The sequence below is a fragment of the Thermococcus litoralis DSM 5473 genome (genome assembly GCF_000246985.2).
GTDB lineage: Archaea > Methanobacteriota_B > Thermococci > Thermococcales > Thermococcaceae > Thermococcus_A > Thermococcus_A litoralis.
Window position 1 is genome coordinate 672723 of sequence record NC_022084.1, and the last position, 16168, is coordinate 688890.

Consider the following 16168-nt stretch of genomic DNA (forward strand, 5'->3'; position numbering starts at 1 on the left):
GGTGAAGATAATGAGACTGGGTGTTGGCAGTCTATCAAATGAACTTCAAACGTTTTATTATTCTTTTTCGAATATTCTCAGCAGATTTATTCAAATGTCAACTGGTACAAATGTACCTTACAGGGCTGGGGAATTAAAAGAGATCCCAGAGATATTTAGCGAGCTTAGAAGTCTTTATCGTAAGTATCGCATCTGGCCGGAAAATCTAAAGGGCCCTGTTTCTGCAGCAATCGATGTTACATATCGATGTAACTACAATTGTCCCTATTGTTACATTGGTTGTTCTCCAGATGTAATTCGCAGAGAACTCAGCAGAGAGGAGATATTTAATGTCATAGACGAACTGGCGAAATTAAATGTTCTGGTCTTATGTTTATGTGGAGGTGAGCCAACACTTCGTAGGGATTTGTTTGATATTATACAATATGCTAACGAAAGGGGGATCGATGTTAACATGGTAACTAATGGCTCATTAATATCCGACAACTTTGCTTCAAAACTTGCTGAAAGTGGTATTGCCGCTGTCCAAGTATCTTTAGATGGCTCCAGACCTGAGATTATGGAAAAACTAAGACCTAAAGGTTCATACAACAGAGCTATCAACGCAATAAAGAATCTGATCGAATACAATATTCCAACAATTGTAAGTTTCTGTTCAACAAAACTAAATATAGATAACTTTCCAGAAACTGTTGAGTTATGTGACAAACTTGAGGTTTTATCTGTTCGCACAATGTATTTTGTTCCTGAAACCTTCGAACATGTGAAACTAATGCCGACTGATGATCAATACAGGAAATTAATAACGTGGATATTCGAACATAGTTTTGAGTATTCCACTAGAATTGAATTTGGCGATCCAACAGAGCATATCATAATAGGTCCATATGTCTCACTGATTTCCCTTTCAATAAGTGCAGAAGGTTATATTCTTCCCACTCCATATTTGAGTTTGGCTTACGGTCATGTTTCAGATGGAATAGAAAAACTATGGAAAGAAGGTTTGGAATATGCATGGAGAGATAACCCTGTGCTTTTATCAATATCCTCCTATCTAAAAACTGAGAGAGATATCCTCAAGTTGAAATCTCTCTTTATGACAAGGATAGGTTCAGATTACTTGGATATATTACAATTAAATGAAGAAGATTTGTCCATTCTAGCAAGAAATATTAGGGAGGTGTTATCAACATGATAACTAATAGCTTGATAACCAATATTGATAAGCATATTAACGGTTTGCTAACTGAAGTAAGCTCTGATAAATATATGATCAGCTTACTCAAAAATTTAAAATTTAGATTCGAGAGAGATGGGAGAGTTGTGGGATTTAATCCAATTACATGGAAAATCACCGTGATGAATCCAACCATGGGGGAGATCATAAAAATACTCCAGAAAAAAGGGAGTGTAAAATTTTCAGACCTTGTCACGCATCTGTGTCTTATCTATCCAGAAACCCCAAGGAGGATAATAAAAAATGACTTAAAAAACGCCATATTATGGTTATTTACCAACGAATTTATATATCTCCAGAAGCAGAATACCGATATCCACTTCGTAGATATACTGAGGGACATCATGCAAAACAACAACAAAGAGCGTGAGAATAATGGTGGATAATTCTATTTTGTTGTCCTTATTTATTACATTAGGAATAGTTGGGCTAGTCCTTGCACTCATAAAATATGGCTTTTTTGATGCATATGTGCCCCATGCAGTTATTATTCGACATGAGAACAACCAAGTAATTCTTGTAATAAAAACAAAAAGGAGAACAGTTCCAATTAGAGTTAGAGATTTCCAAGTTAAAGATTACCGAGATGTGCTTGTCTGGAGACTTGGGGGGCTAGAATTTGGCCGGTATAGAATTGGCAAATACAAAGGTAAATATGGAGAGGTAGTTTCCTATGCCAGTTCAGATTCTGGCTTGCTCATAGAGGCCACAGACGGGAAAAGATACTACCTAGCTTTTGATAATATTCATGAGGTTATAGATGCTATACTGGACGAAAGCATAAAAGAAAAAGTCATAGAGGTGAGAAAATAATGGGAATTAAGCCAGTACTCATGAAAGAGGTCTGGCAGTACTTTGCAAACAAACAGTTGGCTGGACTATTAGCAAATGCTGTAATTATACTTGTTATTGGAATGTTGTTGATTGTGAGTGGACCAAGGTACTTAACATCCTATTCAAAACAGCTTGCCATGGAGCAAATATCTGAGAGCCCTTTAGTGTTTGGACTTTCTGAAAATGAAGTAGCAAAAATGGGCGAAGATGCAATAACATTTGCCGCCCTGATATCCCAATTATCGGTAGTTGTAATATTAGTATCTGCCTTGAGTTCTTATGCTTCAATTGTCTCCTCTTTTTTCAATGAGAAATTAAATAAAACTATGGAAATCCTTTTTTCATCTCCTCTTTCAGAATCCGAGATACTCCTGGGGAAATTGTTATCGACAGTGTTCTTCAGTTTGCTCTCATGGGGCTTTGCTTTTGCATCTCTTTTCTTCCTCATCCAGTATCTACATCTAAAAGCACTAGGAAGTATATGGCATCCCACACTATACTTCATTATCATCACAGTGTTCGTTCCTTTTTCAATGATGATGTTCTCTATTAGCACAGGACTAGTAGTGAGTGTAAAAATAAAGAGCTCAGAGCTTATAAACCTAATGAGCTTGCCTTTAGTTTTGACGCCAATTATAATATCCTTTGCATCGGCAAAATTAGGGTTAAACAGAACATTCCAGATATATCTGCTCCTGGGGATTTGTTCTTTGGTAGCTTCACTAATAATAGCAATGTTGGGCAAGCGTGTCATCAATCGCTTGGCATTCATTACAAATTAAGGGGTGATTTCATGCTTGAGGTCGAAAATATCAGTGCAGGTTATGGTAACGGCGATGTTATAGAAAATCTAAGCTTTATCGCAATAAAAAAGGAAATTTATGTATTATTGGGAGCCAATGGTGCAGGTAAAACCACAACATTTAGAGCAATCACCGGTATTTTGCCGCTTTCCAGTGGTAGGGTCGTAGTTGATGGAATTGATCTTTGGGTGGAACCCGAAAACGCTAAAAGAAAGATGGGGTATCTGCCGGAGGGAGAGAGAGTTTATCCAGATCTAACGGTCTACAAGAATCTGCGATTTTTCGCCAAGATCTATGATGTTGAAGAAGAACGGATTAATGAACTTCTAAAAGAATTTAGACTTGAAAAATACAAAAATACAAAAGCCGGATATCTAAGTAGAGGCTTTAGAAAGAGGCTCGCTTTAGCGAGAGCATTGCTTCACAATCCAGACATTCTAGTTTTGGATGAACCGTTTAGCAATTTGGACATTCCAACAGCTTTAAGCTTAAGAGACAAAATTTTTGAGATGCTGAAAGAAGGCAAAATCATTCTGTTTTCGACCCACATTCTAAGCGAGCTCCAGAATTTTGAGGGGGTAAAATGCAGGGTTGCAATAATGAAGGAGGGAAAGCTCGTTTTGGAGGAAAGATTGGAGAATTTACTAAGTAAAGTTAGTAGCATTGAAGTGGTGTTTAAAGTTGATAAAAAAATAAGGGCAAAAGAACTCTTAGAGAAGTTTGGGTATAACGTTAACGTGGAAAACACGGGAATTTCTGTGATGGTTTCAAGGTATAATGATGAAGTTCCAGCGATCATGAAGATATTGCTCACCCAAGGGATTAATGTATATGAAGTGAAACCAAAAGAGACTCCTATAGAGAAAATATTCACCGGAATCCTAGAAAAATAGCAGGATTGGAATAGCTAGCAAACAGCCACTTAATAAACCCTAACAAGCTTTGTCTTCAAGAAAGTAGAAAAGAGGTAAAAATGTTTCAATACTTTGATAAGCCATATAAACAGCTGCATCCAACAGACCAAGAAGAAAGAGGGTGGAACTAAATGAAAACTCAAACTTCTCTAATTCTCCTTCTGCTTCAGGTAACGTAAAAGTTATTGCAAAGGTAATAAATCCAAAGAAAGAACACAAAATAAAAACAATCCAAAATCCTGCGAAATATATTAAGCTCCCTGCCAATAACGGAGCAATGGCTCTCCCCACGAGAGTTGCAGAACTTAAAATCCCCATAAAAGTACCTTTCTTTTCAGAATATAAGTCACTGATTAAAGCAAGGGAAACAGGAACAAATATAGCAGTTGCTATCCCATAGTAGGCCCTTACCAAAGCTAACGCTATAGCATTGTTAGCAAAGAAGTAAAGAAGGGGCGCAGAGAAGAATACAAAGCCGCTTATTTTAAGAAGCTTTTTTCGCCCATAGATATCGCTCAAAAGCCCTGAGACAAAGTTCATAAAAATACCCGTTATAGTTGATGCCGCCGCAACAATTCCAATCTCTCCCCTGCTTAACCCCAAACTTTGAGCATAGAGTGGCAAGGTTGGAGATTTACTCATGGTAGAGCCGAGTATTGCAAAAAATCCTGCTATTAGGATTGCGTAAAGTATCTTCTTCATGTTTACCCCACAGAAGTTTGACTCCAAGATATTAAATCGTTCTCATTAGATAAATACTTAAGCTTCAAGCTTCAAAGAGATAATATGCCGGAAATAGACCTTAATGGGAAGAAGATCCAGTACGAAGTCAGCGTGAGAAGGGTAAGATATGTGAGAATCTACGTAAGTCCAGAGGGAAAACTCTACATCGTCTCTCCAACGAGAAGAGTTGAAAGGTTCCTAAAAGAAAAGGAGGATTGGATACTCTCAAAGCTTGAGAAAATTGAGAGGGCAAAAAACATTCGAGGGTTTCCTTATCTGGGAAAGTTCTACCCATTTAGGGATGGAAAGATTTTCACCGATAACAAAGTTTTAGAAGTTTCAGACAAAAGAAAGCTTGAGAAAACTCTAAAAAACGAGCTTAGAACATTATTGGTGCCCCTTGTTGAAGAACGTGCTGCGAGTTTAGGTGTCAAGCCAAAAAGAATTTTCATCCGAAAACAGAGAACGAGATGGGGAAGCTGCTCCCCAAAGGGGAACCTAAGCTTCAATTTAGCAATGCTGGCTTTACCTCCGGAGCTCATTGACTATCTCGTAACACATGAAGTAGCCCACTTAGTTGAGATGAACCACTCCAAAAAGTTTTGGACGTTGGTTGAGGAATCCCATCCAGACTGGAGGAAAAAGAGGAAAGAACTTAAGGATTGGTGGGTAATTATCCACAACAACCCCATCTGGAGAGAGATACTGGGGGGAAGAGAATGAAGGTCATCCTTTTAGGCTCCGGCTCTTACAGCGGGACTCCTAAGGCATTATGCAACTGTGAGAACTGCACAAGGGCGAGGAAGTTTCCACAATACAGAAGAACGAGGTTTTCTATGTACATTCCAAAGATAAGAGCTCTCATAGATCCCTCTCCAGACCTTTATTACCATCTAAAGCACCTAAATGAAAAAATCGAGAGGGTTTTTATAACTCATCCCCACTTTGACCACATTGCCGGGCTTCCCGAGCTACAGGTTTTTAAAGAGGTTATCTTTTACTCCCATGAGAAAACCCTTAGCATTGCGAAGCTCCTGCAGGAAACTTTTTTAGGGCAGAGAGAGTGGAGATACATCCCCTTAGAGTTCAACAAATGGTATGATTTTGGAAACTTCAAGGTAAATCACTTTCCAGTTGTTCACCAGCCCGGAGAAGTTGCCGGTGGATTCATCCTAGAGATAGGGGAGAAAAGGATCGCCATAACTGGAGACACGGGGCCAGAAATTTTGGGAGATGAGAAAACATTGGAAGAAATTCAAGGAGCTGATCTTCTCGTCGCAGAGATGACCCACAAGCATTCAATTCCCAGAACCCATCTCGGGGTGGATGATGCCGTTAAGCTCGCACAAAAAGTCAATGCAGTAAAAACGCTATTTGTGCATATAAGCCATTCAAACTACACCCATGAGGAGCTGGAAGAAAAGGTCGGAGAGGCAGGAATAGTTGGAAGGGACTTTATGCACTTGGGGATTTAAACGAGAAAGAGCTCCTCAAAAGCCCTTCTCCAAGGAAAAATCATTGGAACAGAATCATAAAAATGAGAAACCCAAGCGAGTTTTCACTCTCCCATCACCTGAACAATCACTCTCCTTCTTCTTGGCCTTACATCGAGCTCTACAAAAAATATCTGCTGCCATATACCCCTGACAACTTTTCCTTCAACAACTGGGAGTACAAGTGAGGGTCCCAAAATGGTAGCCCTTAGGTGGGAGTGGGCATTGTTGTCTATCAAATCGTGCCTGTAACCAGCACCTCTGGGCACAATCTCCTTTAGGATTCTTTTAAAGTCCTCAAGGAGACCTCTCTCGTGTTCTATTGTTACAACGGCTCCAGTTGCCCCGGGAACAAACACAAGAACTTGACCGTTTTTTATTTCGCTCCGTTCTACTATCTCCTCCACTTCAGAGGTTATATCCACCAAATCTATTTCCCCTTTAGTGGAAAACCTAAGCTCTTCGGTCACTACCTTCATCCCACCACCTCCAGAGCAAATAACCGGCACCAAACCCTATTAGGTTTGCGGCCATGTCCATAAAGGAAAAGCTCCTTCCCGGGATAAAGACCTGCATAAATTCAAGAATAACCGGAAAAACCATGTAAAACTTACTCCCACTAATCAGACCGAGAACGAAAAACTCCAAGAAATGCGCTATTTTGTCCCCTCCCGCTATTCCAGCTGAGGGCACCTTAGGAGAGAGATTAGCATAAATTAGAAAGATGAGGTAGAGATACTTCAAAGGCCTCATAGGAAACGCTCCAGTTTTTTAACTTTTTCAACGACCTCTATTGGGCTTTTGCCAAAGATATAAACACAAGGTTCTATTCCGAATCCCCCCTTATCTATCACAGCATCAAGAATCCCTTTTTTCTTAAACTCCACGGTGATTAGTTTGACGGTTTCTTCCTCGCTTCTCTCGCTTTTTTCTACAGTTCCAACTTTAAAACCTGCCTTTTTAAGGGCACCCGATATTTTCTTGTCGTACCTTATGTTCAAAACACTTCTAACTTCGGGAAAAATTTCAGAAAGCCCAATCAACACCTCTGCCATGTGTTCGCTCACCCCAAATTCTGGAGGCAAAGCGTAGGCTTTTCCCTTCACTACTGTTATCCTCCCCGGAATGGCAGCAACATCGTTCTTTTCTTTTGGTTTTGGAAGGGAATAGGCAAAGTTGCTTCTGACTTCAGGAATTAGCTCCAAAAACTTCTCATCACGAAGCAACTCACTTAAGGCCAAGGAAAGTTCTTCTAAAATCTGAGTTCTTGAAGGCTCTTCAGTGAATATTTCTCGGCATAGAGACTCATCACTGCTACCAATGTAATCCAAATAGCCCCTGCAAAGAATTCCGCTCCTGAACATTTCAAAGAACTTCCTGTTCAAAAACCTCACCAAATCTTCTTTTTTTGCCCCATACAGAATAAGCCCCACAACCTCTTGAGCGACCTTTTCAACTTCCTTACCAAGTTCACCATTCAGCCTTCTATACTTGCCAGTTAGGTATTTGCTAACCATCGCTTGGGTAATTCCCAGGTGTTCCGCTATTTTCGCCTGAGTTAAGCCTTTGGAGTATAAAATCCGAGCAACATTTGCCCTGAGGTTGGGCATAACTTCCTCAGCCCAGAATTCACAAGGGGTTTTCATGCTCTTCACCAGTTGTTCTTTTTTAAAACCAGGTTATAAACCTTTTCCAGAAAAGCTTATATCTCTAACCCTCTTTTTAACCACTGTGAGGAAATATGAAACTAATTAAAATAATACCCATTTTCCTGATAATTTTTTCTCTCGGATGCATTACCGTTGAAGATGGGCTCTACTCATCCCCCATAAACTCTAATGTCAAAGTATACGTGCAGATAGAAGAAAAAAGCGCAGTTTTTGACTTTTCAGAAGTGGAGATAAAAGTGGGGGATAAAACGATAAGTGAATTCAATAAGCCCGTTTTTGTTGGATATGCAAGAGGAGATAACGGAGAAGTCAACGTTGCATTCATTGCGGAAGCAAGAGTAAAAAACTGGTATGGAAAAAAAGGGCATGCTAAAAACCTGATTACACTTAAGCTCCCCTATGGAGAAGAAGTACTTGTTACCTTGGAGCTCTACTATCAAGATGAGAGCATTAGGATAAGAGCAGATAGGGATAAATCGGGAGTTATCGGTGAGAGCATTCCAAAAGATGTTTTTCTTTCTCCAGAAAAAGCCCTGCTCGAAGAAATAAGAGGCCTCTATGGAAAAATTCCAGAAGATATTCTGAGAGAAATCGAGAGAAACAAAAATTGAGCAGCTTTTTCCTGCAAAAGTATTCCAAAACAGGCAACATCACATATCTCATATCCTATAGGGATTCCTCCTATGTAATACGAGCTTTTGGGGAGCTTGCAAAATGGAAAGCCCTCACACCCATTGACCTAAAGGTCTTTAACTTAACTCTGAAAGCCAATAACGAGTACTACTCTCGCTTTACTTCACCACAAAAGGACTTTTTTACTGTGATATTCTCGGACAGCACTCCCTATTACTCTCCTATAAGGATAAAGGGAGAACTAAACACCTCCTTGCCCTTCATATACTACCGGGGGAGGGGGATAAATCTCTATGCGGTGAGTGCCCTTCACTGGGTTGACCTGTACTTCCAAAGGGGGGATAATGAAAAAGCTTTAAGACTCCTGGACGAGCTTCAGGGGCTCCTCTATTACGGAAATTACAACGGCGAAGATTACGCTTTGTTTTTGAATTATTTTCATTTTGAGAATTCTTCTGTTCCCTGGGTTTCTGGCTACGCTCAGGGCTTAGGAGCAGGATTATACGCTAAAGCATACCAAATAACAAACAACAAAACATACCTAAAAACAGCAAACCTGCTATTAAATTCATTTGACCTGCCTTTAGAAATGAACGGATTTGTTGCAGATACAAAATACGGGCCATGGTATCTCGAATACAACTACAATTCAAATGAGCTGGTCTTAAACGGCCACATAATAGCTTTGCAAGGCCTCTACTACTACTGGGAAATCACGAAAGATGAAAAAGCATGGAAACTCTTCAAAGCTGGAGTAGAGAGCACAAAGAGAGCACTCCCAATCTTTGACACCAACTCGTGGAGTAGATACTCAAACATTCACGGGGACGCGAGCGAGTTCTACCATAGACTCCACATAAGGCTCTTAAAATGGCTATACGATGTTACCGGCGATGAGTACTTTCTGAATTATGCCAGAAAATGGAACAATTACCTAATTTACAGAGGATTAAAACCGGAGGATCTCGGATGAGTCCGGTAAAGAAATTCTACTCTCTGCTACTGCTCTTCCTCCTTTTAACGGGTTCATATCTTGGAAGCTTTGAATTTTCAAAGAGGATCATAATAGAAAGAGCCGATACATTGGAGAATATCTTAAACGAGAACCAAAAGGTTGTTTTAGATAACTTCCTCAAATTCTTAAGCACCACAAATGTCCTTTTCTTGTTTTCAAGTGTAGAAGCAGGTTACTCAACAAGAACCTTTGCAGAGGTCTTGAAAAGGGAAGGAAACCTGAGCATAGGGGAGGTTAAGATGCTGCACTTGACCCTAAAGGCCAACAATGAGTATTATTCCAGATACATATCTCCACTAAGAAGCTTTTACCCAATAACCTTTGGAAACGAAAGCCCCTATGGAAATGTTTTCTTTGCTGAAGGGAGACTTAACACCTCCCTTCCCTTTGTGCATTACAATTTCAGGGGGCTTGTTCTGTATCCGGTAAGTGCCCTTCACTGGGCTGATCTGTACTTTAAGAATGAGAACATAGAAGAAGCCCTAAAAATCTTGGATGAGCTGGAAGGGGTTATGGTTCTCAGAAAGAAAGATAAAATTGAGTATGCTTTGTTTTTGAATTATTTTCATTTTGAGAATTCTTCCGTTCCATGGGTTTCTGGTTATGCCCAAGGCTTAGGAGCAGGATTATACGCTAAAGCATACCAAANAACAAANAACAAAACATACCTAAAAACAGCAAAACTCCTCCTCAATTCCTTTAAGATCCCCTACAAAGGAGGAGGATTTGTAGTGAATTCTCCATATGGACTTTGGATTCTAGAGTATGGATACAATTCAAATGAACTGGTTTTAAACGGGCACATTATAGCACTCCAAGGCCTCTACTACTACTGGGAAGTCATAAAAGACCCTTATGCAAAGGAGCTGTTTGACAACGGGACAGTCTCTGTTGCAAAGGCTCTTCCACACTTTGATAAGGAAGGATGGAGTTTATACTCGAACATTCATGGAAAAGCAATGAGAAAATACCACGAACTCCATATCCAGCTCTTGGAATGGCTCTATGAAAAAACGGAAAATGAGATCTTTAAAGAATATGCAGAAAAATGGAAGAGATCACTCAAGGATGTGCGGTAGCGACCTAATAACCGGCAGAGCGACGAGAATACCGATTACAACATCCACAGCACTTTGAATGGCATTTGGAATGCCTATCACTAGCCAGAATGGAATATGGAACCACTCTTCAATAGTTGGTATTACTTGTTCTCTTGGAATGCCCAGCCACAGCGGTAGGGCATAGTAGTAGTTCATTGCAACCATTGCGGGGATCCTTATTGCAATTCCTATCAGATACGCCACAAGCACAAATATTACAAGGTCTCTCTCCCTCTTGTAGTTCTTGAAGTCAAACCTTGTGATCCTTTTAGCAATTTCAAGGCCTATTACCACACTCAAGGTTGCAAAGAACTTCATACTGGCTCCCAACCAAGAGGCAGACGATACTAAACTCAAACCCAAAAACAATAATACTAAGGCCGTTACACTGCCCCAAAAGCCCAACAAAATGTAGATAACCACTATCGGGACGGCTACAAGATCAATTGTCATTCCCCATTGAGTCGGAACCTTAAGCGGGGAAATCTGCAATACCAACGATAAGCTCAGCAGCAGTCCGATTAATCCTATCTCCCTAGCCTTCATTTAAACCACCATCCGTGCTTTTGTTCCAATCTTTATAAAATTTTGTTCCATAATTGGAATATTTGAACGGACAAAAATGAGAAGCAAAGCATTTATATGTTCCATGAAAATAAATTCTACGGTGGTTGGCATGAGAATACCCGAAGATGTTCGGAAAGATATCCCTTTAACGCAGGAGGTCATATATTTTGACAACACCGCAACTTCTCTAACCCCCAAACCAGTTGTTGAGGCCATGGACGAGTATTATTTGAAATATAGGGCAAACGTCCACCGTGGAGTGCACAGGCTCTCTCAAAAGGCGACCCATGAATATGAGAAGGCAAGGGAAATCACAGCAAAGTTCATTGGAGCTAAATTTGAGGAGATTGCCTTCACAAAGAACACGAGTGAAAGCTTGAATTTAACGGCTCTTGGTTTGGAGGGGATTTTTAAGAAAGGAGACAAGATAGTGACAACTCCCTACGAACATCACTCCGACTTGCTCCCTTGGCAGAGATTAGCCAAAAAACTTGGACTGAAACTGGAGATAATCGAAGGAGACAACGAAGGAAACTTGGATTTAGCGGATGCGGAGAAGAAAATCAAGGGAGCAAAGCTTGTAGCCATACAGCATGTCTCCAATGCCCTTGGAGTCATCCACGAGGTAGAAGAAATCGGAAAGATGGCGAAAGAGGAAGGAGCAATATTTGTTGTCGATGCAGCCCAAAGCGTCGGGCACATGGAGGTTAACGTTAACAAACTTCACGCAGACTTCTTGGCATTTTCGGGACACAAAGGACCAATGGGCCCAACTGGAATAGGAGTGCTTTACATAAGGGAGGAATTCTTCGATGTGTTCGAGCCCCCGTTAATAGGTGGGGGAACAATTGAAGACGTTGATCTTTATGATTACAAGCTCACCGAACCACCAGAGCGCTATGAAGCCGGTACGCCAAATATTGGAGGGGCAATAGGTCTTGCTGCTGGAATAAAGTACATTGAAAAAATAGGCATAGACAAAATCGAAAAGCAAGAACACAAGCTTGTGAAAAGAACAACTGAAGGCTTAACAGAGCTTGAAGTTCCATGGTACGGACCAAGAGACCTCAAAAAGCATGCTGGAGTTGTGAGTTTTAACGTCCCTCCGCTTCATCCCCACGACGTTGCCGCCGTTCTGGATGAGCACAACATTATGGTAAGGAGCGGTCATCACTGTGCATTGCCGGTAATGAAAAAGCTTGGCATAAATGGAACTGTTAGGGCTTCTTTCCATGTGTACAACAGCATTGAAGAAGTTGAAACGTTCCTTGGGGTTATGGAGGAGCTTGTGAAAAGTTTAAGGTAATTTTTTCTTTTTTAAACTTTTGGAGGAGTTTGCTTAGGGATAGGAGAACTTCCGCTTCAAGTGCACACCTCCAAGACAGCAAAGTTCAAGACCCACCGTTTAAAGAATGCTAGAGCTTTTATTAAGCCCTAAAAAGGATCTAAGCTCCATTTACCCAAAAATATCGTCTCTCATCGTTCACATGCAGATTTTTCATGATTTTTAATGGATTGTATGTGTAGAAGGCTGTTTATAAAAGCTCATACAAAAAATGAAACGTTCCGAAACGTTCTTTTCACCGGGTTCCTAAAATAGGTAAAGAGCCTAGTTAAGAATGGTGATGAACATGAGATGGTTGAAAGTTTGGGTGTTAATAGCCCTGTTGGTTGGGAGCATAATACCAGCGGGATTGAGCCTGGCAGATGAAAACACCACCATAGAAAATGAAACAGAGCCTTTGCCACCAGAAATACAAAACATAACGCAGGAGGAGAGGATAGCCGAGCATACTGTTGCAGTCCTTGAAAGATTAAGCAATATAACAACAAGACTAATTAACAATACAAACTTGCCAGATAACTCAAGCGTTATGAGACACTACCAACTGGCCGAAGAGTATAAGGAAGATGCCCTCGCTGCTTATGAAAGCGGCGACTATTACAACACCATAATCAATGGCTTAACGGCAATGCATCACTACAGAGAAGTTCTGAAGAGCTTTGAAAGAGGAAAAGAGGAGCTCAAAGAAAGGTTGCCAGAGGAAATAAAGAGAATGGAAGGCTACTTTAGAATGGCTGAGAGAACTATAGAGATCGCTCAAAAACAGGGGATTGATGTAGAAAACGCAACAATGCTTTTACAAGAAACTAAGGAGGCTTACAAGACTGTGTTGGAGGACATAAAAGCCAAAGATTTCGAGAAAGCTAAAGAAGACTTCGAAGTTGCGAGGGAGAAAAAAGCGGCGCTAGATGAGGAACTAAAGAGAATAAGAAAGGAACTTGTAGAAGCAAACGCTGACAAGATAGTAAATGAGTTCTTGGAGAAAGGTGCAAGGGGAATAGAAGTGGCAGAGAAGGTAATTGAGGAGGCAGAAGAAAAGGGCTACGATGCAAGTGAACTTCAAGAAAGGCTTGAAGCGTTTAGAGAAGTCTACGATAAGGTTAAAGCTCTAGCGGATGAAGGAAAATACGACGAAGCCCTTCAAGTCATAAGAGATAACGCAGAGACCATAAAAGAATTTCACAAGGCAATGGCATTTATCCAGAGAAAGTTCCACGAGAGAGAAGCCCAAGAAAAGATGAGAAACATGAGAACATTTCTCAGAGAGATTAACGGCAGAATTCAGAAGGATGCAAAGGCCTTGAGAGAGCTCAAGAGGAGAGGAGTAGATACAAGAAAGGCAGAACTGCAGCTTAAAACTTCGATACAAGAGGTAAGACTTGGAATCGAGCTCCTAAAACACAAAAAGCCAGCAGAAGCAAAGATGCACTTTGCAATCGCCCTGGACATGTTCCATAGAGTGGATGAGTTCATCTTAAGGCACCTCTGATTTCTAATTTTTTATGGAGGTGGAAAGTATGAAAAAGGATTTACTTGCCTTATTGATTTTTATTCCCCTTGTAAGTGCAGGGAACGTAAACATAACCCCCTATGGAGACGGATACGCAACTGTAGAAATTGAAGTGCCCGTTGATGACTATGCAACGCAGGTTACATTATCTTTGATTGGGGATCATTACGAAGACGTCTTTGTTACCGACGAAAACGATAATCCTCTTGAATATTACCTAAACGGAAATGAGATTACCGTAAACGCTCAAGATGCCCAGATAGTGAAGATAACCTATACTACTCCAGATTTGATTAAGCAAGAGGGCCTTGTTTGGACAATCTCATTGAGATCAGACAATCCAGTGAGCGTTATATTACCAGAAGGGGCAAGTTTGGTGGACATGAGTGATGTCCCCCTCGAAGTTGAGGGCAATAAAATAACACTTCTAGCGGGAGAAATTGAGGTAAGTTTCACCCTTGAAGAGGGAACAGACACCCCGAATCTCGCAAAAGAAAAGAGTGCCCCAACAAAAATTATCCTTTCACTGGGGGTGCTTTTGCTGATTTCAATTTTGGGGTTTGCCCTCTGGAAGAGATGATGTTCGACCTTTTCTTTCAATAAATTTTATGAAGTATGGTTCATAAATTCTGGTTGGTGATTCTATGCTGGTTGCAAAGCCATGTACAAGCATGAAGGCAATAAACGTAACCCCTAAAGAAAAGTTTGATTTAGACCTCGAAGAGGTCTGCGAATGCTTAGCGGAGAAAGGCTACCAGATAAAGCGGGTAACCAAGTTCTTAGCTCTTGTTAGAAAGACATATGACATAAGCATATTCCCGAGCGGAAAAATTATAGTCAAGGAAACAAACAACAAAGAGGAAGCTTTAAAAATTGCCCAGGAAATCTACGAGTGCATCAAGGCGTACAAGGTGAGCTAATGTTTACAATAGAAGAGATAAGTGAGAAGGTCAACAGAATAAGAAAAGAAAACGGTTTTCCCCTAGTGCCATTTGTAATAGATGAAATCAGATATGACAAGGAAAGAGATAAGCTGTTTATAATAGGCAGAGATAGAAGTGATAAAAGTGCAATAATCGGGAACAGCTTTGTAATCGGAAAGCTTAGAGAAGAACTCGGTGTGAAGCAAGTTACAGTATATTCAAAGCTTGACCTGCTTATAAAGCAAAAAAAGCTCGAAAAAAATTTGGAAAGAATTAAAGGAACTTTTTTGGAATTTTTGGAACCAATCATCCAAGCAGAGTTCAAATTTCCTCCCCGAAAGTGGCCCGAGATAAAAGCAGACGAGAAAGCCCTTGTTTTTCTCAGCTTTAATGCAAAGGCCATGATAGGCTTTGCTGAAAAATTAGGGTTAAAAACTGAGAAAATCGGCATCAAGTACACATTTCCAAAAATAAGCTATGAACCAATAGACGGCTCCCTTAGAGAGTTGTTTTACCCAGATGAGGAAAAGCTGAAAGATATCGCCAAAGAAAGGGGAATCAATCTCGTCATTGCAGATTTTCCATTCGATTTGAAGTTTATTGAGGATGTGGCACTGCTAAATCCCCTAAGGTTTCTCCACATTGGGTTCTTTGAGGCCAAGTACTTTTTCGGCTTTGAAAAGCCTGTCAGGATTGACAAGGATGCCATGATAGACTTTGTAGTGGATATGGTTGCTGAAGGATTAATGGAGTCCACAGATGGGGCAAACTTAATATGGTGGGCATGGAAAAAGTAACCTGGTGGTTAGATGATAATAGGAGTTGTTGGTAAAATCGCAGCTGGAAAAACAACAATTGCAAAGTTTTTCGAGGAGAGAGGTTTTTGCAGGGTTTCATGCAGTGATCCGTTAATTGATCTTTTAACCCACAACCTAAGCGAGTACTCATGGCTCCCAGAAGTTCCAGAAAAGAGCGAACCAACAAGAGATAAACTCATTGAATACGGTAGATACCTAAAGGAAACCTACGGGGAAGATATCCTGATAAGACTCGCATTGGACAAGAAAAGAAACTGCGAAAACGTTGTCATTGACGGGGTTCGCTCAAGAGGAGAAATAGAGGCGATAAAAAAGCGAGGCGGGTTTATAATCTATGTTGAAGCGAGGCCAGAGATAAGGTATGAACGCTTAAAGAAGAGAAACGCAGGTAAAGATAAGGTGATAAAAAGCTTTGAGGATTTCTTAAAGGCTGATGAAGCTGAGGAGGAGCTTTATCACACGAGCAAGCTTAAAGATTTGGCTGACTTTTTGATTGTAAATGAAGGAACTTTGGAAGAGCTGAAGGCAAAGGTCGAGGACATAATAAGGAAGCTCACTCGCACATGAACTTGCTGAAGAGAGT

The 16168-nt window shown here is 40.5% G+C and carries 21 protein-coding genes; 16 read left to right on the top strand and 5 right to left on the bottom strand.

The window, feature by feature from the left end:
* Positions 1-10 precede the first annotated feature (10 nt).
* The 5 genes from OCC_RS03745 to OCC_RS03765 are packed head-to-tail and all read left to right on the top strand — an operon-like array spanning position 11 to position 3767.
* Positions 11-1195, top strand: a complete 1185-nt coding sequence (locus OCC_RS03745; RefSeq protein WP_004069763.1) for a radical SAM protein — start codon at positions 11-13, stop codon at positions 1193-1195.
* The gene (locus OCC_RS03750) at positions 1192-1623 is read left to right on the top strand and encodes a hypothetical protein (protein ID WP_004069760.1); all 432 of its coding nucleotides are present in this window, start codon (positions 1192-1194) and stop codon (positions 1621-1623) included. The genes OCC_RS03745 and OCC_RS03750 overlap by 4 nt, the downstream gene beginning before the upstream one ends.
* A complete protein-coding gene (locus tag OCC_RS03755) occupies positions 1604-2050 on the top strand; it encodes a hypothetical protein (RefSeq protein WP_143592314.1) in 447 nt (148 codons plus the stop codon). The genes OCC_RS03750 and OCC_RS03755 overlap by 20 nt, the downstream gene beginning before the upstream one ends.
* Positions 2050-2853 (top strand): ABC transporter permease, encoded by an 804-nt coding sequence (locus OCC_RS03760; protein ID WP_004069756.1) that lies wholly within the window; start codon positions 2050-2052, stop codon positions 2851-2853. The genes OCC_RS03755 and OCC_RS03760 overlap by 1 nt, the downstream gene beginning before the upstream one ends.
* A gap of 11 nt (positions 2854-2864) precedes the next feature.
* Entirely contained in the window at positions 2865-3767 is a 903-nt protein-coding gene (locus OCC_RS03765; protein WP_004069754.1) for an ABC transporter ATP-binding protein, read from the top strand.
* A gap of 39 nt (positions 3768-3806) precedes the next feature.
* Here the strand turns inward: OCC_RS03765 and OCC_RS03770 are convergent, their stop codons facing one another.
* Positions 3807-4490, bottom strand: coding sequence for an MFS transporter (locus OCC_RS03770; protein ID WP_004069752.1), 684 nt, complete (start codon positions 4488-4490; stop codon positions 3807-3809).
* An 84-nt stretch (positions 4491-4574) separates the two neighbouring features.
* Between OCC_RS03770 and OCC_RS03775 the strand changes: the two genes are divergently transcribed.
* Positions 4575-5234, top strand: coding sequence for a M48 family metallopeptidase (locus OCC_RS03775; protein ID WP_004069750.1), 660 nt, complete (start codon positions 4575-4577; stop codon positions 5232-5234).
* Positions 5231-5986, top strand: a complete 756-nt coding sequence (locus OCC_RS03780) for an MBL fold metallo-hydrolase (protein WP_004069747.1) — start codon at positions 5231-5233, stop codon at positions 5984-5986. Before OCC_RS03775 ends, OCC_RS03780 begins: the two co-directional genes overlap by 4 nt.
* 83 nt (positions 5987-6069) lie before the next feature.
* Here the strand turns inward: OCC_RS03780 and OCC_RS03785 are convergent, their stop codons facing one another.
* From OCC_RS03785 to OCC_RS03795, 3 genes are read right to left on the bottom strand one after another with little or no spacing between them, the layout of a single operon-like run.
* The gene (locus OCC_RS03785) at positions 6070-6483 is read right to left on the bottom strand and encodes a secondary thiamine-phosphate synthase enzyme YjbQ (RefSeq protein ID WP_004069745.1); all 414 of its coding nucleotides are present in this window, start codon (positions 6481-6483) and stop codon (positions 6070-6072) included.
* Positions 6458-6757, bottom strand: a complete 300-nt coding sequence (locus OCC_RS03790) for a VanZ family protein (protein WP_004069744.1) — start codon at positions 6755-6757, stop codon at positions 6458-6460. Before OCC_RS03790 ends, OCC_RS03785 begins: the two co-directional genes overlap by 26 nt.
* Positions 6754-7650 (bottom strand): thiamine-phosphate synthase family protein, encoded by an 897-nt coding sequence (locus OCC_RS03795; RefSeq protein ID WP_004069742.1) that lies wholly within the window; start codon positions 7648-7650, stop codon positions 6754-6756. The genes OCC_RS03790 and OCC_RS03795 overlap by 4 nt, the downstream gene beginning before the upstream one ends.
* A 95-nt stretch (positions 7651-7745) precedes the next feature.
* Between OCC_RS03795 and OCC_RS12165 the strand changes: the two genes are divergently transcribed.
* The 3 genes from OCC_RS12165 to OCC_RS13180 all read left to right on the top strand — a co-directional run bounded on the left by OCC_RS12165 (position 7746) and on the right by OCC_RS13180 (position 10401).
* Complete coding sequence (locus OCC_RS12165; protein ID WP_020953643.1) at positions 7746-8285, top strand: hypothetical protein; 540 nt, start codon at positions 7746-7748, stop codon at positions 8283-8285.
* A complete protein-coding gene (locus tag OCC_RS03800) occupies positions 8282-9280 on the top strand; it encodes a D-glucuronyl C5-epimerase family protein (RefSeq protein ID WP_020953644.1) in 999 nt (332 codons plus the stop codon). Before OCC_RS12165 ends, OCC_RS03800 begins: the two co-directional genes overlap by 4 nt.
* 554 nt (positions 9281-9834) lie before the next feature.
* Entirely contained in the window at positions 9835-10401 is a 567-nt protein-coding gene (locus tag OCC_RS13180) for a D-glucuronyl C5-epimerase family protein (protein WP_449449430.1), read from the top strand.
* Here OCC_RS13180 and OCC_RS03810 read toward each other — a convergent pair.
* Positions 10381-10968 carry a hypothetical protein gene (locus tag OCC_RS03810; RefSeq protein ID WP_004068154.1) on the bottom strand — a complete coding sequence of 196 codons (588 nt, stop codon included), beginning with the start codon at positions 10966-10968 and terminating at the stop codon, positions 10381-10383. The genes OCC_RS13180 and OCC_RS03810 overlap by 21 nt on opposite strands.
* 130 nt (positions 10969-11098) lie before the next feature.
* On the opposite strand from OCC_RS03810, the gene OCC_RS03815 reads away from it, so the two are divergent.
* From OCC_RS03815 to OCC_RS03840, 6 genes are all read left to right on the top strand, one after another.
* Complete coding sequence (locus OCC_RS03815) at positions 11099-12295, top strand: cysteine desulfurase (RefSeq protein ID WP_004068156.1); 1197 nt, start codon at positions 11099-11101, stop codon at positions 12293-12295.
* Positions 12296-12620: 325 nt separating this feature from the next.
* Positions 12621-13823, top strand: a complete 1203-nt coding sequence (locus OCC_RS03820; RefSeq protein WP_004068157.1) for a hypothetical protein — start codon at positions 12621-12623, stop codon at positions 13821-13823.
* 28 nt (positions 13824-13851) lie between these two features.
* The gene (locus OCC_RS03825; RefSeq protein WP_004068158.1) at positions 13852-14424 is read left to right on the top strand and encodes a hypothetical protein; all 573 of its coding nucleotides are present in this window, start codon (positions 13852-13854) and stop codon (positions 14422-14424) included.
* Positions 14425-14488: 64 nt separating this feature from the next.
* Positions 14489-14764, top strand: a complete 276-nt coding sequence (locus OCC_RS03830; RefSeq protein WP_004068159.1) for a hypothetical protein — start codon at positions 14489-14491, stop codon at positions 14762-14764.
* A complete protein-coding gene (locus tag OCC_RS03835; protein ID WP_004068160.1) occupies positions 14764-15564 on the top strand; it encodes a hypothetical protein in 801 nt (266 codons plus the stop codon). The genes OCC_RS03830 and OCC_RS03835 overlap by 1 nt, the downstream gene beginning before the upstream one ends.
* Positions 15565-15576: 12 nt before the next feature.
* Entirely contained in the window at positions 15577-16152 is a 576-nt protein-coding gene (locus OCC_RS03840; protein WP_004068161.1) for an AAA family ATPase, read from the top strand.
* The last annotated feature ends 16 nt before the right edge of the window (positions 16153-16168 follow it).